This window comes from Saccharopolyspora sp. NPDC047091 (assembly GCF_040643635.1).
In the GTDB taxonomy this organism is placed as follows: Bacteria; Actinomycetota; Actinomycetes; order Mycobacteriales; family Pseudonocardiaceae; genus Saccharopolyspora_C.
This window is the reverse complement of record NZ_JBEYUS010000050.1, coordinates 1-18721: the sequence shown is the minus strand read 5'-3', so window position 1 is coordinate 18721 and position 18721 is coordinate 1. Positions and strand designations below refer to the sequence as shown.

The following is an 18721-nucleotide window of genomic DNA, read 5'->3' as shown; positions in this document are numbered from 1 at the left end:
CGGGGCGAAGGGGGACTGAGCTGTGACGATCAGCGTCTTCGACCTCTTCTCGGTGGGCATCGGCCCGTCGAGTTCGCACACCGTCGGCCCGATGCGGGCGGCGCGGATGTTCACCGCGCGGCTGCACGACGACGGTCTGCTCGGTCAGGTCGACAAGGTGAAGGCCGAGCTGTTCGGTTCGCTCGGCGCCACGGGGCACGGCCACGGCAGCCCCACAGCGGTACTGCTCGGACTCGAAGGGCACGACCCGGAGACGGTCGACCCGGCCGCCGTCGAACACCGGGTGGAGACCATCCGCGCCGAGGGCAGGCTGCGGCTGGCCGGCGAACGCGACATCCGGTTCTCCGCGGACCGCGACCTGGTGATGCACCGGCGCAGATCGCTGCCGGTGCACCCCAACGGGATGCGGTTCACGGCGTTCGGCGGCGGCGCCGAACTGCGGTCCGCGGTGTTCTACTCCGTCGGCGGCGGATTCGTCGTCGACGACGACGCCACCGGAACCGACCGGATCAAGCCCGACGAGACCCCGGTGCGCCACCCGTTCCGCACCGGCGACGAACTGCTCGCCCGGGTCGCCGAAGCCGGCTCCCGGATCAGCGACGTCATGTTCGACAACGAGCTGTCCTGGCGCTCCGCCGAGGACATCCGGGCCCGGCTGCTGCACATCTGGTCCGTGATGCAGGAATGCGTCGACAACGGCTGCCGCAACGACGGCGAACTGCCCGGCGGGCTGCGGGTGAAGCGGCGCGCCGCCGCCCTGCGGGCCCACCTCGGCGAGCAGGACGATGCCATGGAGTGGCTCACCCTGTTCGCTCTCGCCGTCAACGAGGAGAACGCGGCAGGCGGCCGAGTGGTCACCGCGCCCACCAACGGTGCGGCCGGGATCGTGCCCGCGGTGCTGCACTACTACGTGCGCTTCGTGCCCGGAGCCGACGAGCAGGGCGTCCTCCGGTTCCTGCTCGCCGCCGGCGCCATCGGAGTGCTGTTCAAGGAGAACGCGTCGATCTCCGGGGCCGAAGTCGGCTGCCAGGGCGAAGTCGGATCGGCCTGCTCCATGGCGGCTGCCGGGCTCGCCGAGGCGATGGGGGCGACGCCGTGGCAAGTGGAGAACGCCGCCGAGATCGCGATGGAGCACAACCTCGGCCTCACCTGCGATCCCATCGGCGGGCTCGTGCAGATCCCGTGCATCGAGCGCAACGCCGTCGCCGCCGTCAAGGCCGTCACGGCCGCGCGGATGGCGCTGCGCGGCGACGGCAGCCACTTCGTCTCCCTCGACAAGGTGATCAAGACGATGCGGGAGACCGGCCGCGACATGAAGGTCAAGTACAAGGAGACCGCCCGCGGCGGGCTCGCGGTCAACGTCATCGAGTGCTGATCGGTTCCCTTCCGGCCTCGCCCCGCCCGGCGCCCACCGCCGCGCGGGGTGGGGCGAGGAAGGGAACCTTTCTGTCACGGGTGGGGTGAAGGGAACCTTCCTGTCACCGAGGTGCCGGTATGCCGGGCCGCGGTGCTCCGGTGAGGAAGGGAACCTTCCGGTCACGAGTGCGGTGAAGGGAACCTTCCTGCCACCGACGGCCGCGGCCCGACCCGGGCGATGACCGCTGCGAGCAAGGGAACCTTTCTGCCACCGGTGCGATGAAGGGAACCTTCCTGTCACGCTCGGGCGTCGTCCGGGGTCGTGGGGTACCCGGTGTGGTGGAGTGCGGCGGTGGTGTTCCGCGGGCTGCGCGGGTGCGACCTCGGAGACCACTTAGGAAGTGCACAACTCAGTTGCGCACAACTCGAATCACGGCTAGTGTCGACCACGTGCAGGAGGCGGGGATGAGCGCGGACTCGGCGCTGTCACTGGATCAGCAGGTGTGCTTCGCGCTCTACAGCGCGTCGCGTTCCTTCACCAACATGTACCGGCCGTTCCTCGACGAGCTGGGGCTGACCTACCCGCAATACCTGGTGATGCTGGTGCTCTGGGAGCACGACTCGCTGGCGGTCAAAGACCTCGGGACGATGCTCAAGCTGGACTCCGGAACGCTGTCGCCGCTGCTGAAACGGCTCGAAGCGAGCGGACTGGTGGACCGGCGGCGCAGCACTCGCGACGAGCGGTCCGTCGAGATCGGACTGACCGAGCGGGGGCGGGAGCTGCGGGAGCACGCCGAGCAGATCCCGAACCGGGTGCTCGCCGCCAGCGGCATGGAACTCGACGAGGTGCTGGCGCTGCGCTCCACGCTGCAGCGGCTCACCGCCAACGTGGACCAGGCCGCGCACCGCGCCAGGGCCGCCGTCGCCGACGGCGTCCCCATCACCGACGAACTCCTGCGCGGGACCACGACACAAGGAGACTGAGATGGCAGCGTTGTACACCGCCGAAGCGACCGCGACCGGCGAAGGGCGCGGCGGCCGCACCCGCTCCTCCGACGGAGTGCTCGACCTCGACCTGGCCGTCCCGCGTGAAATGGGCGGCCCCGGTGGCGACTCCACCAACCCCGAGCAGCTGTTCGCCGCCGGCTACGCCGCGTGCTTCCACAGCGCGCTGCAGCTCGTCGCCCGCAAGGCGAAGGCGAACATCGCCGACTCCGCGGTGACCGCCCAGGTCGGCATCGGCAGCAACGGCGCGGGCGGCTACGCGCTCGAGGTCACCCTGTCGGTCAGCCTCCCCGGCGTCGACGAGGAGCAGGCCCGGCAGCTGACCGAGCAGGCCGACGCGGTGTGCCCGTACTCCAACGCCATCCGCGGCAACGTCCAGATCGACCTCGCCGTCGCCTGAGCCCCGCGCGGCGCGCCCGTCCCGGAAACCGGGGCGGGCGCGGTCACATGAGCAGCACGTACACCAGGCCGATCGCGCCGGCCAGCAACGCGAGCAAGGTGAACGCCGCCTGCAGCACCCCGTCCGGCAGCGGCTCCTCCGCGCGCAGGCTCCGCTCCGCAGCCCGGTGCCTGCGCCACGACGCGATCGCGATCACCGCCGCCAGCGGCAGCGCCACCGCGGCGCACGCCACGGCCGCGATCGCACTGCGGTGCGCGACCAGCCGCAGCAGCACCATCAGGCCCACCACGAACGTCAAACCGGTGCGCAACCACGCCAGCGTCGTGCGCTCCACCTGCAGCCCCGGATCCCACGGGCCCTGCCGAGACACGATCAGAGCCCGCTGACCAGCAACAGCACCACCACTGCCACGCCGATCACGCCGAGCCCGAACCCGAGCACCGGCGCCAGCTTCGGCGGCGGCAGCGGCGCCTTCGTGCGCAGCGCCCGCTCCATCGTCATCCACCTGCCGAACGCCGCCACGCTGCACGCCACACCCGCCAGCAGCAGCAGCACGGCCAGCGAAGTGCGCAGCGGATCCGGGCCGGACGGCGTCGCCGCGTTCAACGCCTCCACCCCGACACCCGCCGCCATCAACGCCAGCGCCGTGCGGATCCACGCCAAGAACGTGCGCTCGTTCGCCAGCGTGAACCGCGGATCGGGCTCGTCACCCACCCCGTAGATCCGGTTCGGCCAGCGCCTACACGCGGGGTCTTCGTTCTCGGCAGCCATACCGCCACCGTAGTGCGACCGGAGCAGCCGGAATCCGCTGAGGGTGGTAACGCCGCGCGGGCACCGGCCCTGCGCTCGGCCGATCCGGTGCCCGCGGGCCGGGAACTCAGAAGTCGAACACGGCGCCCGCGGCGGACGACGCCACGCACTGGTTGCCGAACTCCTTCTCGAAGTGCACCGGACGGCCCTGCCACGTGCCGTGCGCGGTGCCCACCACCGGCTTCAGCTCCATCGTGCACTGGGTCGCGTGCACCTGGCCGAGCTGCTCGAAATCGCCGCCGGCCGAGGTCAGGCCGTCGCAGGCGGCCGCGGCCTTCGGGTGCGAGCCACCCGTCGGCGCGCAGCGCAGCGTCACCGTGCGGGGCAACTCCGCCCGGCCCTTCGCCGCGATCGTCAACGTCAGGTCGCTCGGCGCCGCGGCCGCGCCCGCCGTCGCGGGGGTGAGCATGAGAACGGCCGTCGCCGCGAGCAGCAGACCGCGGATGAACCGAGTGGCAGCCATGTCGGGTGCGCCTCCAAGAGGTAGTGGGGAAAGCTCCGCACAGATCTATCGGCAGCGACCCCACGATTTCCGCACCTGCGACCGAAGATCACCAGATCGTGGGGTTGGCGGGTGGTGAGCCGGTCACCCTCGGCTCATCTGGATCGAGCGTCGTGGCTGAAGTGGATCACTCTTAAGTGGAGGGAGTGAACCGAATCGGGACAGGGGAGGCGAGGCACCCGGCGCGTGGCTCTTGGTGGCAGGAAGGTTCCCTTCATCGCAGCGGTCATCGCCCGGGTCGGGCCGCGGCCGCCGGTGGCAGGAAGGTTCCCTTCATCGCACCCGTGACAGAAAGGTTCCCTTCCTCACCGGAGCACCGCGGCCCGGCGTACCGGCACCTCGGTGAGAGGAAGGTTCCCTTCACCGCGCCGGTAGCAGAAAGGTTCCCTTCCTCGCCTCCCGATCCGTCAGTCGTACAGCTCGTCCAGCGCCGCTGCGTACTTCGCGTGGATGACGCGCCGCCGCAGCTTCAACGCGGGACTGAGCTCGCCGCCCGCCGCGCCCCACACCCGGTCCAGCACCCGGTGCGCGCGCACCTGACCGGAGCTGCCGAGCGAGGCGTTGGCCGCGTCCACCGCGCGGTCCACTTCGGCCAGCACGTCCGGGTCGTGGGCGAGTTCGTCGATCCCGGTCGCGGCGATGCCGTGCGCGGCCGCCCACGCGGGCGCGGCGTCCTCGTCGAGCACGACCAGCGCGACGACGTGCGGCCTGCCGTCGCCGAAGGCGAGGGCGTGCCCGATCAGCGGATGGGTGCGCAGCGCGTTCTCCACGACGCTGGGCGCGACGCTCTCCCCGTGCGAGTTGATGATCAGTTCGCTCTTGCGGTCGGTGATGGTGAGGTATCCGTCGTCGAGGTGCCCGACGTCCCCGGTGCGCAACCAGCCGTCGGCGTCCACCGCGGCCCGGACCAGGCCGTCCTCCTGCAGGTGGCCGGTGCAGACGACGGGGCCGCGCACCAGCACTTCGCCGTCCTCGTCGATGCGGACCTCGACGCCGGGCAGCGGGGTGCCGACGGTGCCGAAGCGCACCGCTCCCGGCCGATTGGTGGTCGCCCAACCGCTGGATTCGGTGGACCCCCACGTCTCGAAGATGTCGAAGCCCAGCCCGGAGAACAGCTCCAGCAGGTCCGGGCGCAGCGGTGCCGCTCCGCTCGCTCCCCACACGGTGCCGTCGAGGCCGAGCCCGCTGAGCACCTCGTGCTTCTCCGCCGCGGTGTGCGCGACGGGCTGGGCGTCGGCGAGCGCTGCGAGCCGTTCCCACATCCGAGGGACCCCGAAGAAGGTGTGCGGGCGGACCTCCGGCAGTGCCCGCACGGCCTCGGCGATGCCGTTGCAGAAGTGCACGTGCGCCACGTCGTGGATGGCGCTGTACACGTTGCCCGCGCGTTCCGACATGTGCGCCATCGGCAGGTAGCACAGGGTTCCCGCGTGCGGTGGCGCGCCGGTGACCTGCTGGCGGGCCGCGGCGGCGGCGAGCACATTGCGGTGGGTCAGCACCACGGCCCGCTGCATCCCGATCGCGTCGGGGGAGTACAGCACGGTCACCGGATCGTCCGGCACCACCTCCGCGGTGCGCCGCCGCACCACTCCCGGGTCCTGCCGCAGCAGGCCCGCGCCGTGTTCGCGCAGCGCAGCCCAGGTGCGGAACCGGACGTCCTCCTCGGGGATCGCGGCCTCGTCGACGACGATGACGTGGCCGAGCGCGTCCGGCTCGCGCAGCGCCGCCGACCAGCGGCGCACGTGGTGGGCGTTGCCGAGCACGGCGATGTGCGCCCGGCTGTGCCGGGTGACCTCGCGGATCTCGCCGGAGCTCGACGCGGGGTGCACGGCGATCGGCACCGCGCCGAGGTGCGTGGCGGCGACGTCGGCCAGCCACTGCTCGGCGCCGTTCGACATCATCAGCACCACGGTCTGGCCGCGCTGCAATCCGAGGTCCGCGAAACCGGCGGCGAGGTCCTGCACCGCTTCCGCCGCCTCGCCCCAGTTCCAGGTCCGGCCGGCCGCGGTCAGCGCCGGGTGCTCGCGGTGCTCGGTCGCGTTGCGCTCGAACAGGTGCGGAATGGTCGCGGTCAGCGTCGGCGCCGCTGCTGGGCTCATGTGGCTCCTCCACTCACGAGGCGGCCACGGCGTGATGCGAGTCACGGTGACCTCGCCGATGAAACCGCACCGGAGGCCGGTTTGGCCAGTAGGCGGACGGGTGCCGTCGCGCGGGGGATGCGGAGTCCGCGGCTGCACCGCGTGTCCGGCCTTCGTGCCTGGTGCTCGGCGGAGTACGGCCGTCCGAGGAACTGGTTCGCGCGAACGGGTCGAGGTAGAAGTCGCAGCCCGTGATCACCGGACACGGCGGTGCGCGGCGCACTGATCCCGAACCGGATGACAGGAAGGTTCCCTTCACCGCGCTGGTGGCAGAAAGGTTCCCTTCCTCGCACCGGTGGCCGGGAGGTTGCCTCGCTCGCGCTGGAGACGGGAGGACGCCTTTGCTCGCCCGGTGGTGGTAGGTGCACCTTCCGTGCATCGGTGACAGGAAGGTTCCCTTCACCGCGCTGGTGACAGAAAGGTTCCCTTCCTCGCACTGGTGACAGGAAGGTTCCCTTCCTCGCGCTCAGGACGGAACGCGCCCGCCGGCGTCGCTCGTTCAGACGTGGTCGCGGATGACGTCGTTGATCGCGTTCTGGAACCCGTTGACGAGCACGTGGATGGTCAGCGGCCGCAGTTGCTGGGTGGCGATGTGCACCCGTTCCCGTTCTTCTTCGGGCCTGCCGCGCTCGAGGTAGGGCCGGAGGACGTTGGCGGCGAACAGCTCGCGGAGTTCGACGGCGATCTGCGAGGTGTGCTGTTCAACGATGTCCTTGGCTTCGAGCAGCATCCCCTGCGGCAGGTCGAGGTCGAGGATCTGCAGTCCGACGCCGAGCATGGCGGAGTTGGACAGCCGCACCGTGGTGAGCTCGTCGTCGAGCGCTCGCAGGATGCCGAGGGAGATGAGCTTGCCGACGAGGTCGTCGTCGAGCTGCCGCCCGGCGCGCTGGCTGAGTTCGTGCCGGGTGAGGTCTTCGCTCTGGTCGCTGGTCCACGGCGCGAGCAGCGCGCGGTGCAGGGCGAGGTCTTCGGCGGTGGCGTCGTCGGGGATCCGCTCCAGGTGCCGTTCGATGGCGGAGAGGGTGAACCCGAGGGCCTGGAGCTCGCGGATGAGGTCGAGCCGGGCCAGGTGGTCGCCGCCGTAGAGGCCGAGCCGCCCGCGCAGCCGGGGCGGGGGGAGCAGGCCGCGGGACGCGTAGAAGCGAACGGTGCGCACGGTGACGCCGGCGCGCGCGGCCAATTCGTCGATGGTGAGCTCTTCGTCCGCGGTTCGGAGCATGGTCGGGGAGCCTACTCCTTGACCGCTGTGACACCAGCGATGTAACACTGATTGCGTCGCGACACGGTGTCGTGCGCGGTGTGCGGCCGCTGGCGGAGAGGTGCAGGCGTGACGGCAGAAGGCGACGGCCCCCTCGCGGGCCTGCGGGTGGTGGAGCTGGCGGGCCTGGGACCGGCCCCGTTCTGCGGAATGCTGCTGGCGGATCTGGGCGCGGACGTGGTCCGCGTCGGCCGTCCCGGCGGCGAGCCGGGCGAGCACGACCTGCTGGACCGCGGCAAGCGCGCGCTCTCGGTGGACCTCAAGCACGAGCAGGGCCCGGCGACGGTGCTGGCGCTGGTCGACCGCGCCGACGTGCTCATCGAGGGCTTCCGGCCGGGCGTCGCGGAACGCCTCGGCGTGGGGCCCGAGCAGTGCTGGGAGCGGAACCCGAAGCTGGTGTTCGGCCGGATGACCGGCTGGGGCCAGGACGGGCCGCTGGCGCAGACCGCCGGCCACGACATCGGCTACATCGCGTTGAGCGGGATGCTGCACGCCATCGGCCGCAGCGGCGGCCCGCCGCAGGTCCCGGCGAACCTGCTGGGCGACTTCGGCGGCGGCGCCCTGTACTTGGCGGTGGGCGTGCTGTCCGCGGTGCTGAACGCGCGCAGCACCGGGCAGGGCCAGGTCGTCGACGCGTCCATCGTGGACGGTGCCGCGCACCTGGGTTCGATGCTGTTCGGGTTCGCCGCGGCCGGGGCGTGGCAGGAGCGGCGCGGCACGAACCTGCTGGACACCGGTGCCCCGTACTACGACGTGTACGAGACCTCGGACGGCGAGCACATGGCGGTCGGCGCGCTGGAGCCGAAGTTCTACGCCGAACTCCTCGCGCGCCTCGGCCTCGACGACGTGCCGGACCGCGACGATCCGGCGAACTGGCCCGCGCTGCGCGAGCGCTTCACCGAGGTCTTCGCGGGCCGCACCCGCGCCGAGTGGACCGAGGTCTTCGACGGCTCGGACGCCTGCGTCGCCCCCGTGCTGCCGATGAGCGAAGCCCGGCAGCACCCGCACGTGCAGGCCCGCGGCACACTGCCCAGCCCCGGTGGCGTGCTGCAGCCGGCGCCCGCCCCGCGGTTCTCCCGCACCCCGAGCGCACCGCCGCGCCCGGTGCCCTCCCCGGACACCGCGGTGCTCGCCGACTGGCAGGTGCCCGCCGCGGCCGACCTGCTGGCGTCCGGCGCGATCCACCAGGCCCGAGAGGAAGCGTGACCCGCATGCGCAGGGAACTGTTCGAAGCCGAGCACGAGGCGTTCCGCGAGAGCGCGAAAGCGTTCATTGCCAAGGAGCTCGTCCCGCACCAGGAGGAGTGGGAGGCCGCGGGCGTCGTCAGCCGCGAGGCGTGGCTGGCCGCCGGTGAGCAGGGGCTGCTCGGCATCGCCGCCGACGAGACCTACGGCGGCGGGGGAGTCGACGACTTCCGGTTCAACGTCGTGTTCGACGAAGAGCTCGTCAACGCGGGCATCAACGGCTTCGGCGTGCCCGTGCACACCGACATCAACCTGCCCTACCTGACCCGGCTGGCCACCGAGGAGCAGAAGCGGCGTTGGCTGCCCGGCTTCTGCACCGGCGAGATCATCAGCGCCATCGCCATGACCGAACCCGGCGCGGGCAGCGACCTGCAGGGCATGCGCACCACCGCGGTCCGCGACGGCGACCACTACGTGCTCAACGGGCAGAAGACGTTCATCTCCAACGGCATCAACGCCGACCTGGTGATCGTCGCCGCCCGCACCGACCCGGACGCGGGCGCGCAGGGCATCAGCCTGCTCGTCGTCGAGCGCGGCATGGACGGCTTCGAACGCGGCCGCAACCTGGACAAGATCGGCCAGAAGTCGCAGGACACCGCCGAGCTGTACTTCAACGACGTGCGGGTGCCCGTGGCGAACCTGCTCGGCGAAGAAGGCCAGGGCTTCATCTACCTGATGCAGAACCTGCCGCAGGAACGGCTGTCCATCGCCGTCGCGGCCGCCGCCAGCGCCGAGAAGGTCCTGGAGATCACCAAGCAGTACTGCCGGGACCGCACCGCCTTCGGCCGCCCCATCGGCAAGTTCCAGAACACCCGCTTCGAACTCGCCGAGATGGCCACCGAGGTGCAGATCGGCCGCGTCTTCACCGACCGTTGCGTCGCCGACCACGTCCGCGGTGAACTGAGCGTGGAACACGCCGCCATGGCCAAGTGGTGGCTCACCGAGATGAACAAGCGCGTCGTGGACCGCTGCCTGCAGCTGCACGGCGGCTACGGCTACATGCTGGAATACCCCGTCGCGAAGGCGTTCCTCGACTCGCGCGTGCAGACCATCTACGGCGGCACGACCGAGATCATGAAGGAGATCGTGGGGCGCTCGCTGGGGATCTGACTCACGAGAGGTGCGGCATGGACTGGATGGTCACCCCCGCGGCGTACCGGGCGCTGTCCGACGTGCTGCCCTCGACGCTCGCCGCGCTCGGCACCGCCGGGTTCACCGACGTGCTCGGGATCCCGCGGTGCCGATCGGCGGCGGTGCTGCTCGTCGACGGGCTCGGCTGGTCGCTGCTGCGCGAGCACGCCGCCGACGCGCCGGTGCTCAACTCGCTGGCAACCGGGGCACCGCTCGTCGCAGGCTTCCCCACCACCACCGCCACCAGCATCACCTCGCTCGGCACCGGGCGGCGCGCCGGTGAGCACGGCATCGTCGGCTACACCTTCGCCGAACCCTCCGGCGGCCTGCTGTACCCGCTGGCCTGGGCGAGCCGCGGTGCCGACGGCCGGCGGCGCGGCCTGCTCGACGAGTGGCCGCCCGAAACCGCCCAGCCCACCCCGACCGCGCTGGAACGCGCCGCCGCGGCGGGCGTGACCGTGCGCTCGGCGGCCCCCGCCGATTTCGCGGGTAGCGGGCTGACCAGGGCCGCGCTGCGCGGCGGGGAGTTCCGCGGCGTGCACGCGCTCGGCGACCTCGGCGCGGAACTGCTCACCGCGCTCGCTGATCCCGGGCCCGCGCTGTGCTACGGCTACCACGGCCACCTCGACCTCGTCGGCCACGTGCACGGGCCCGGTTCGCTGCCCTGGCGGATCCAGCTCGCCCAGGTGGACCGGCTCGTCGACTCGGTGCTGCAGCGGCTGCCCGCCGAATCGGTGCTGCTCGTCGTCGCCGACCACGGCATGGTCCCCGTCGACCCGGCCGACACCGTCGACGTGGACGCCGACCCCGCGCTGCGGTCGGGGCTGCGGCTCATCGGCGGCGAACCCCGCGCCCGCCACCTGTACCCGCTGCCCGGGGCACGCGACGACGTGCTGCACACCTGGCAGGACGCGCTGGGGGAGCGCGGCACCGTCGTGACCCGCGACCAGGCCGTCGACGAGGGGTGGTTCGGGCCCGTCGTCACCGACGAGGTGCTGCCGCGCATCGGCGAGGTCCTCGCGCTGGCCCGCGACGGCGCGATCATCCGGTCCGCGGCCGAGCCCGGCGAATCCGCGCTGCGCGGCCAGCACGGCTCGCTGACCGCGGCCGAACAGCACGTCCCGCTGCTCATCGCGCAGGGGTGAGCGAGGCGATCCGGGGCGCGGTCGCGTTCGGGCGGTCACCGGGAGGGAACACGTCCCGCGGTCGGGGGAGGCGGTGCCCGGCGGTGCCGCCCAGCCGGGGCAGGTCCTGGCGGGCGGCGTCCCCGCGTCCCCGCGTCGCGCTCATCGGCCTCGCGTACGCGTGTTGCGCGCTCGCCGGTCCAGCTTCGCGGGTCCAGCGCTCTCGGTCTCGGGTCTGCCGGTCTCGCGTACGCGTGTTGCGCGCTCGCCGGTCCAGCGCTCTCGGTCCCGCGTACGCGCGTTCAGCGCACGTCGGTCCAGCGTTCGCCGGTCTCGGGTCCGCGCGTTCCTGGCCTGTCGGTCCGGCGCTCGCCGGGTCCGCGGCTCGTCGGTTCAGCGGAGGAAGGAATCGCGCGAGAAGTCCTCGTCGCCGGGGGTGTCGTCGCGGCGGGGCCGGTTCGGGCGGGACGGCTGAGCGGGCCGCCCGGCCGCGGGCGGCGCCTGCCGTGGCGCGGTGTCCGCCGCGTCGTCGTTCTCGGCGGGCGGCTGCGCGCCGTGCGCCTGGTAGGCCTCGCGGAACTGCTCGGCCCGATCGCCCAGCACCGGTTCCACGGTGGCGTTCATCGCCTCCGCCGCCTGCTGGGTGGCCTGCCGGATGGTCCGCACGATCGCCTGCTGCAGCTCGGTGTGCGAGCGGCGCATCGCCTCCGGGCTCAGCCGCAGGTCCAGCACCGCACCGGACGGGGCGACGGTCACGGTGACCGCGCCGTCCTGGCTGCGCGCTTCGCCGCGGATCTCGCCCATCTTGTCCTTGAGCTGCGCCGCGGCCGCCGCCTGCTCCTCGAAGCGGGACAACATCTCCCGGACGCGCTGCTGGGCACTGGACATGAAAAATCTCCCCGACTTCGAACGTTTTCGGAGAGCGTAGCCAGTGCTCGCCGCGCGCCGCGGAGGTTCCGCGATCTCCGGTGCGCGAGGCCCGTCCGGGGTGGTGACGAGGAGCACAATGAAGGTGTCGCGACACCTCGCCGGCCTCTTGTATCCATGCGGTGCGGCACTTAAGGTTCCCGGTAGTCGGAATGCTGTTTCCGTATAGTGAAATCCTCAGTGGTGAGGAGGCGTGCCCATGACCACCACCAGCGCCACGACCGCACCCGACCTCGACCGGCTCGTGCGACACCTGCGCGCCGCGCTGCCCGAACGCGCGGTGATCACCGACCCGCAACGGCTCCGCACCTACGAGTGCGACGGGCTCGCCAGCCACCGCGTCGTGCCCGCCGTCGTCGTGCTCCCCGAAACCACCGAGCAGGTCCAGCGGGTCGTCGCCGCCTGCGCCGAACAGCAGGTGCCGTTCGTCGCCCGCGGCTCCGGCACCGGCCTGTCCGGCGGCGCCCTCCCGCACGCCGACGGCGTCCTCATCGTCACCGCCAAGATGCGCCGCATCCTCGACGTGGACATCGCGAACGAACGCGCCGTCGTCGAACCCGGCGTCATCAACCTCGACGTCACCCGCGCCGCCGCCCCGCACGGCTACTACTTCGCCCCCGACCCCTCCAGCCAGCAGGTGTGCTCGGTCGGCGGCAACGTCGCCGAGAACTCCGGCGGCGCGCACTGCCTCAAGTACGGGTTCACCACCCACCACGTCCTGGGCCTCCAGGTGGTGCTGCCGGACGGCGAACTCGTCGAACTCGGCGGCAGCGCCCGCGAAGAACCCGGCTACGACCTGCTCGGCGCCTTCATCGGCAGCGAAGGAACCCTCGGCGTCGTCACCCGCATCACCGTGCGGCTGATGCGCGCACCCGAAACCGTGCAGACCCTGCTCGCCGGGTTCCGCGGCACCGACGACGCGGGCGCCGCCGTCTCCGCCATCATCAGCGCCGGAGTCACCCCCGCCGCCATCGAGATGATGGACGCGCTCGCCATCGAAGCCGCCGAACAAGCCGTCCACTGCGGATACCCCGACGGCGCGGGCGCCGTCCTCGTCGTCGAACTCGACGGGCCCGCCGCGGAAGTCGAGCACACCTTCGCCGAAGTGACCCGGTACTGCGAACAGCACGGCGCCTTCGAGATCCGCGTCGCCGCCGACGACCAGGAACGCGCCATGATCTGGAAGGGCCGCAAATCCGCGTTCGCCGCCGTCGGCCGCATCAGCCCCGACTACATCGTCCAGGACGGAGTGATCCCGCGGACCGCGCTGCCCGAAGTGCTCGGCCGCATCGCCCGCCTCTCCGCCGAATCCGGCGTCCGCGTCGCCAACGTCTTCCACGCCGGGGACGGGAACCTGCACCCGCTCGTGCTCTTCGACGACGCCGAAGACGGCGCCGCCGAACGCGCCGAAGCCGTCTCCGGCGCCATCCTCGACCTGTGCATCGAGCACGGCGGCTCCATCACCGGCGAACACGGCGTCGGCGCCGACAAGGTCAAGTACATGGGGCGCATGTTCACCGACGACGACCTCGACACCATGCAACTCGTGCGGTGCGCGTTCGACCCCGGCGGGATCTGCAACCCCGGCAAGGTGTTCCCCACCCCGCGGCTGTGCGGCGAAGTCCCCGGCCCCCGCCGCGGCGTGCACCCGCTGACCGAAGCAGGATTGGCGGACCAGTTCTGATGACCACCAGCGCCGCCCTCCACGACCGGCTCGGCGACCGGCTCCGCGACGCCACCGACCACGACGAGATCGCCGGCGTCCGGCCCCGCTGGGTCGTCACCGCCGCCGACACCGCCGACGTCGCCGCGACCCTGCGTGCCGCCGCCGAGCACGACCTCACCGTCGTGCCCCGCGGCTCCGGCAGCAGGCTCGACTGGGGACCGGCACCCACCTCCGCCGACCTGCTGCTCGACCTGGCCCCCTGCGCCGGCGTCCTCGACCACGCCGCGGGCGACCTCGTGCTCAGCGCCCGCGCCGGAACCCCGCTGCGCACCCTGCACGACACCGCCGCCGCAGCGGGACAACGGCTGCCCATCGACCCGCCGCAGGACACCGCCACCGCGGGCGGCGTCGTCGCCACCGGAACCTCCGGGCCCGCCCGGCACTTCTACGGCGGCGTCCGCGACCTGCTCATCGGCATCACCGCGGTCCTCGCCGACGGCACCACCGCCACCTCCGGCGGCCACGTCGTCAAGAACGTCGCGGGCTACGACCTCGGCAAGCTCTACACCGGATCCCTCGGCACCCTCGGCGTCATCACCGAAGTCGTGTTCCGGCTGCACCCCCTCGCCGCCGAACACCGCTGGATCAGCAGCACCACCGACGACCCCGGCGACGCCGCCACCATCGTCGACACCCACCGGCACGGCCAAGCCGTGCCCACCGCCATCGAACTCGACCGGCCCCGGCCCGGCGGGCCCATCACCATCATCGCGCAGCTCGAAGGCCGGCCCGACGCCACTCACGAACGCGCCGAGCACCTCGCCCGCGCCGTCGGCGGCACCGTCCACGACCACGCACCCCCCTGGTGGGGCGAGCACCCCTTTCCCGCCGACGGCACCGGGCTGCGCATCGGCACCGAACCCGCCGCGCTCGCCGACCTGCTCCGCGCGGCCGACCGGGCCGCCGCCACCACCGCGCTGCCCCTCGCGCTGCGCGGCGCCGCCGGGCTCGGCGTCCTGCACGCCGGACTCCCCGGCACCGCCGACGCCCAGGCCACGACCGAACTCGTCACCGCCCTGCGCGCACTCCCCGGCTACACCGCGCTCGAACGCGGCACCCCCGCCGTCCGCGCCGCCCTCGACCCCTGGGGGCCACGACCCGCCGCACGCGTCGCACTAGACCGGCGGCTCAAGGACCACTTCGACCCCGGACACCGACTCGCCCCCGGCCGCGATGCGGGAGGACACCGATGACCGACACCGAACCCGACGACGTGCTGCGCGGCGGAGCGTTCGACGCGCTGCACCCGCCGCAACGCGAACTCGTCGACGACTGCGTCCACTGCGGATTCTGCCTGCCCAGCTGCCCCACCTACGACTTGTGGGGCGAAGAGATGGACTCGCCCCGCGGCCGCATCTACCTCATGAAGGAAGGCCTCGAAGGCGAACCCATGACCGACACCATGGTCGGCCACATGGACAACTGCCTCGGCTGCATGGCCTGCGTCAGCGCCTGCCCCTCCGGCGTCCGGTACGGCACCCTCATCAACGACACCCGCGCCCAGATCGAACGCAACCACACCCGCGGACGCTGGGAGAAGCTCCTGCGCACCGCGATCTTCACCCTCTTCCCGCACCCGCGCAGGCTCCGCGCGCTCCGCGGCCCCCTCGCCCTCTACCAACGGCTCCGCATCGGACGACTGCTGCGCCGCACCGGGATCACCGACGCACTGCCACCGCACCTGCGCGCCATGGAATCCCTCGCGCCGCCCATCACCCGGGCACCCCGCCTCGGCCACCGCGTGCCCGCCCGCGGACCACGCCGCGCCACCGTCGGCATGATCACCGGCTGCGTGCAGAGCGCCTTCTTCCCCGACGTCAACGCCGCCACCGCCCGCGTCCTCGCCGCCGAAGGCTGCGACGTCGTCATCCCGCCCGCCCAGGGCTGCTGCGGTGCGCTCAGCGAGCACTCCGGACGCGAGACCGAAGCCGCCGCCTTCGCCCGCAACCTGCTCGACACCTTCGACCGCGCCCGCGTCGACCACATCGTCATCAACTCGGCGGGCTGCGGCTCCACCCTCAAGGACTACCCGCACCTGCTCCGCGACGACCCCAGCTACGCCGCCAAGGCCGAACGGTTCGCCGCCCGCGTCCGCGACATCACCGAGCTCCTCACCGAACTCGGACCCGCCGCCACCCGGCACCCGCTGCCCACCACCATCGCCTACCACGACGCCTGCCACCTCAGCCACGGCCAAGGCATCCGGCGGCAACCCCGCGACCTGCTGCGCGACATCCCCGGGCTCGAACTCCGCGAAATCGACCGCGGCGAACTGTGCTGCGGATCCGCAGGCGTTTACAACCTGCTCCAACCCGACGCCGCCCGCGAACTCGGCGACCGCAAAGCCGGCCACGTGCACGACACCGGTGCGCAACTGCTCGTCACCGCCAACCCCGGGTGCTCCATGCAGATCCGCGCCGCGCTCGAACGACGCGGCGAAGCGATGCCGATGGCGCACACCGTGCAGGTGCTGGACGCGGCGATCCGGGGGGTGGGGGTGGCGGGGTTGCTCCGGGCCTGACGGCGGCTGGGGTGACCGGAAGGTTCCCTTCGTCGCAGGGGTGATCGGAAGGTTCCCTTCATCGCAGGAGCCGACCCGGAGCGCGCCGGGCGGTTCCGGTGACAGGAAGGTTCCCTTCATCGCACCCGTGACAGAAAGGTTCCCTTGCTCGCACCGGTGACAGGAAGGTTCCCTTGCTCGCACCGGCGGCCGTGAGTCCGCATCGGACACCGCAGTCAAGGCGCTGAGCGCACCCCGCGGCGGCGCCGGACGGAGCTACCCGAGCCGGTCGTGCGCGGTTATCGTCGCCGTCTCGGCACGTTGGCCTCCGCCACGAAGGAGTGGTCGTGTACCAACAGATCCTGGCCCCGCTGTTCGGCTCGCTCGGCTGGAGCGCCCTCGCGGCCGCCCTGCCGCTGCTGGTCCTGTTCGCCCTGCTGGGCATCGTGCGCATGACGGCGTGGAAGGCCTCGCTCGTCGCACTTGCCATCGCGCTGGCGGTGGCGGTGTTCGTGTACCCGATGCCGGTCGACCAGGCGCTGCTGTCCGCCGTGCTCGGCGCGGCGTTCGGCTTCTTCCCGATCCTGTGGATCGTGATCAACGCGATCTGGATCTACCAGATGACCGTGACCACCGGGCACTTCGACGTGCTGCAGCGGAGCTTCTCGCGGGTCAGCGGGGACCGGCGGATCCAAGCGATGATCATCGCGTTCTGCTTCGGCGCCCTGCTCGAGGCGCTCGCGGGCTTCGGAACCCCGGTCGCGATCACCACGGTGATGCTGCTGGCGCTGGGGATCAGCCCGATGACCTCGGCCGTCGTGGCGCTCGTCGCGAACACCGCGCCCGTCGCCTACGGCGCGCTCGCCTCCCCGCTGGTCACGTTGGCCAGCGTCACCGAACTGCCGCTGGACGAACTCGGGGCCATGACGGGCAGGCAGACGCCGGTGCTCGCGCTCGTCGTGCCGATGGTGCTCGTCGGCATCATCGACGGAGTGCGGGGTGTGCGGGAAACCCTCCCGGCGACCCTCACCTGCGGTATCACCTTCGCCGTCGCCCAGTTCGCCGCCGCCAACTACCTGTCGGTGCCGCTGACCGACATCATCGCCGCACTGCTGGCGGCCGGGGCGACCGTGCTGCTGCTGCGGGTGTGGACGCCGCGCGGCGCCGAACCTCCCGCCTCCGGCGGGACCGACGGGCGTGCCGACGTGCTCCGGGCCTACGCGCCCTACCTGATCATCATCGCGGTGTTCGTCGTCGCCCAGCTCGGTGCCGTCGCCGACCTGCTCGAGGCCGTCACGGTCAAGTTCGGCTGGCCCGGCCTCGACATCCGCGACGCGGGCGGGGACGCGCTGTCGCTCACCGAGTTCAAGCTGAACTGGCTGTCCAGTGCCGGATCGTTGCTGCTGATCGCCGGGCTGATCACCATTCCGGTGATCGGGATCCGGGCGCGGGACGCGCTCGGTCGCTACGGCGCCACCTACCGGCAGCTCGCCTGGCCGATCGTCACCGTGATGACGGTGCTCGCCATCGCCTACGTCATGAACACCTCGGGGCAGACCGCGACCCTCGGCACCTGGATGGCCGCGACCGGCGGGCTGTTCGCGTTCCTGTCGCCGATCCTCGGCTGGCTCGGCGTCGCCGTCACCGGCTCCGACACCTCGTCGAACTCGCTGTTCGGGGCGTTGCAGGTGACCGCCGCCGAACAGGCCGGCATCGAACCGATGCTGGCGGCCGCGGCCAACGGGTCCGGGGGAGTGCTCGGCAAGATGATCTCCCCGCAGAACCTGGCGATCGCCGCGGGCGCCGTCGGCATGGCCGGTCGCGAAGGCGACCTGTTCCGCCGGGTCCTGCCGTTCAGCCTCGGATTCCTGCTGCTGATGTGCGTGCTGGTGGCGCTGCAGGCGACGCCGGTGCTGTCCTGGATGACCTGAGCGGGGGAACCTTCCGGTCACCCCTGCGAAGAAGGGAACCTTCCGGTCGCGGCACCCCTCCCGCCTGCGCCGAACGGGCTGCGAGCAAGGGAACCTTTCTGTCACCGGTGGCAGAAAGGTTCCCTTCCTCGCACCCGCATGGCATTGACTGTGACAGTTCTGGTGTCACACTCTGGATGGAGAACCAGGCCGCAACGAGGAGGCACGTCGCCCATGTCCGAGGCGCTCGTCTACGAAGCGATCCGCACCCCGCGCGGTCGCGGCAAGAAAACCGGCTCGCTGCACGGGACCAAACCGATCAGCCTCGTCGTCGGACTCGTCGACGAACTCCGCAGGCGTCACCCGGGCCTCGACCCCGAGCTGATCGACGACCTCGTGCTCGGCGTCGTCTCCCCGATGGGCGACCAGGGCGGCGACATCGCCAAGACCGCCGCGCTCGCCGCCGGCCTGCCCGACACCGTCAGCGGCGTCCAGCTCAACCGCTTCTGCGCCTCCGGGCTCGAAGCCGTCAACGTCGCCGCCCAGAAGGTCCGCTCCGGCTGGGAGGACGCCGTCCTCGCCGGTGGCGTCGAATCCATGTCCCGGGTGCCGATGGGCTCCGACGGCGGCGCCTGGGCGATGGATCCCGAGACGAACTTCGACACATCCTTCGTGCCGCAGGGCATCGGCGCC

17 protein-coding genes are annotated in these 18721 nt (G+C 71.9%); 11 read left to right on the top strand and 6 right to left on the bottom strand.

Features of this window, described 5'->3' with window-relative positions; all coding sequences use genetic code 11:
• The first annotated feature begins 22 nt into the window (after nucleotides 1–22).
• The 3 genes from ABZ805_RS20370 (at nucleotide 23) to ABZ805_RS20360 (ending at nucleotide 2761) form a co-directional block, all read left to right on the top strand.
• Nucleotides 23–1375, top strand: coding sequence for an L-serine ammonia-lyase (locus ABZ805_RS20370; RefSeq protein WP_358442450.1), 1353 nt, complete (start codon nucleotides 23–25; stop codon nucleotides 1373–1375).
• A gap of 446 nt (nucleotides 1376–1821) precedes the next feature.
• Nucleotides 1822–2340 (top strand): MarR family transcriptional regulator, encoded by a 519-nt coding sequence (locus ABZ805_RS20365; RefSeq protein WP_358442447.1) that lies wholly within the window; start codon nucleotides 1822–1824, stop codon nucleotides 2338–2340.
• Between the two features lies 1 nt (nucleotide 2341).
• The gene (locus ABZ805_RS20360; RefSeq protein ID WP_358442444.1) at nucleotides 2342–2761 is read left to right on the top strand and encodes an organic hydroperoxide resistance protein; all 420 of its coding nucleotides are present in this window, start codon (nucleotides 2342–2344) and stop codon (nucleotides 2759–2761) included.
• Between the two features lie 43 nt (nucleotides 2762–2804).
• On the opposite strand, the gene ABZ805_RS20355 is transcribed toward ABZ805_RS20360, so the two are convergent.
• The 5 genes from ABZ805_RS20355 to ABZ805_RS20335 form a co-directional block, all read right to left on the bottom strand.
• Nucleotides 2805–3131, bottom strand: coding sequence for a DUF202 domain-containing protein (locus ABZ805_RS20355; RefSeq protein WP_358442441.1), 327 nt, complete (start codon nucleotides 3129–3131; stop codon nucleotides 2805–2807).
• A 2-nt stretch (nucleotides 3132–3133) separates the two neighbouring features.
• A complete protein-coding gene (locus ABZ805_RS20350) occupies nucleotides 3134–3532 on the bottom strand; it encodes a DUF202 domain-containing protein (RefSeq protein WP_358442439.1) in 399 nt (132 codons plus the stop codon).
• Between the two features lie 106 nt (nucleotides 3533–3638).
• Complete coding sequence (locus ABZ805_RS20345) at nucleotides 3639–4034, bottom strand: SSI family serine proteinase inhibitor (RefSeq protein ID WP_358442436.1); 396 nt, start codon at nucleotides 4032–4034, stop codon at nucleotides 3639–3641.
• A gap of 446 nt (nucleotides 4035–4480) precedes the next feature.
• A complete protein-coding gene (locus ABZ805_RS20340; protein WP_358442433.1) occupies nucleotides 4481–6169 on the bottom strand; it encodes an AMP-binding protein in 1689 nt (562 codons plus the stop codon).
• A gap of 538 nt (nucleotides 6170–6707) precedes the next feature.
• Nucleotides 6708–7427 carry a MerR family transcriptional regulator gene (locus ABZ805_RS20335; RefSeq protein ID WP_358442430.1) on the bottom strand — a complete coding sequence of 240 codons (720 nt, stop codon included), beginning with the start codon at nucleotides 7425–7427 and terminating at the stop codon, nucleotides 6708–6710.
• Nucleotides 7428–7535: 108 nt separating this feature from the next.
• On the opposite strand from ABZ805_RS20335, the gene ABZ805_RS20330 reads away from it, so the two are divergent.
• Genes ABZ805_RS20330 through ABZ805_RS20320 form a run of 3 tightly spaced genes read left to right on the top strand, consistent with a single transcriptional unit; the run spans nucleotide 7536 to nucleotide 10986 of the window.
• Nucleotides 7536–8672, top strand: coding sequence for a CaiB/BaiF CoA-transferase family protein (locus ABZ805_RS20330; protein ID WP_358442427.1), 1137 nt, complete (start codon nucleotides 7536–7538; stop codon nucleotides 8670–8672).
• Between the two features lie 5 nt (nucleotides 8673–8677).
• The gene (locus tag ABZ805_RS20325) at nucleotides 8678–9820 is read left to right on the top strand and encodes an acyl-CoA dehydrogenase family protein (protein WP_358442424.1); all 1143 of its coding nucleotides are present in this window, start codon (nucleotides 8678–8680) and stop codon (nucleotides 9818–9820) included.
• Between the two features lie 17 nt (nucleotides 9821–9837).
• A complete protein-coding gene (locus tag ABZ805_RS20320) occupies nucleotides 9838–10986 on the top strand; it encodes a nucleotide pyrophosphatase/phosphodiesterase family protein (RefSeq protein ID WP_358442421.1) in 1149 nt (382 codons plus the stop codon).
• 372 nt (nucleotides 10987–11358) lie between these two features.
• Here ABZ805_RS20320 and ABZ805_RS20315 read toward each other — a convergent pair whose 3' ends face one another.
• The gene (locus tag ABZ805_RS20315) at nucleotides 11359–11853 is read right to left on the bottom strand and encodes a YbaB/EbfC family nucleoid-associated protein (RefSeq protein ID WP_358442418.1); all 495 of its coding nucleotides are present in this window, start codon (nucleotides 11851–11853) and stop codon (nucleotides 11359–11361) included.
• A 238-nt stretch (nucleotides 11854–12091) separates the two neighbouring features.
• On the opposite strand from ABZ805_RS20315, the gene ABZ805_RS20310 reads away from it, so the two are divergent.
• The 5 genes from ABZ805_RS20310 to ABZ805_RS20290 form a co-directional block, all read left to right on the top strand.
• Nucleotides 12092–13576: an FAD-linked oxidase C-terminal domain-containing protein gene (locus tag ABZ805_RS20310; RefSeq protein WP_358442415.1), complete on the top strand. Its 1485-nt coding sequence runs from the start codon at nucleotides 12092–12094 to the stop codon at nucleotides 13574–13576.
• Nucleotides 13576–14811: an FAD-binding oxidoreductase gene (locus ABZ805_RS20305; protein ID WP_358442413.1), complete on the top strand. Its 1236-nt coding sequence runs from the start codon at nucleotides 13576–13578 to the stop codon at nucleotides 14809–14811. The genes ABZ805_RS20310 and ABZ805_RS20305 overlap by 1 nt, the downstream gene beginning before the upstream one ends.
• A complete protein-coding gene (gene glcF / locus ABZ805_RS20300) occupies nucleotides 14808–16139 on the top strand; it encodes a glycolate oxidase subunit GlcF (RefSeq protein ID WP_358442410.1) in 1332 nt (443 codons plus the stop codon). Before ABZ805_RS20305 ends, glcF begins: the two co-directional genes overlap by 4 nt.
• Before the next feature lie 326 nt (nucleotides 16140–16465).
• Nucleotides 16466–18049: an L-lactate permease gene (locus tag ABZ805_RS20295; RefSeq protein ID WP_358442408.1), complete on the top strand. Its 1584-nt coding sequence runs from the start codon at nucleotides 16466–16468 to the stop codon at nucleotides 18047–18049.
• A 213-nt stretch (nucleotides 18050–18262) separates the two neighbouring features.
• Nucleotides 18263–18721 (top strand): beta-ketoacyl synthase N-terminal-like domain-containing protein (locus ABZ805_RS20290; protein ID WP_358442405.1); only part of this gene is annotated, 459 nt, incomplete at its 3' end.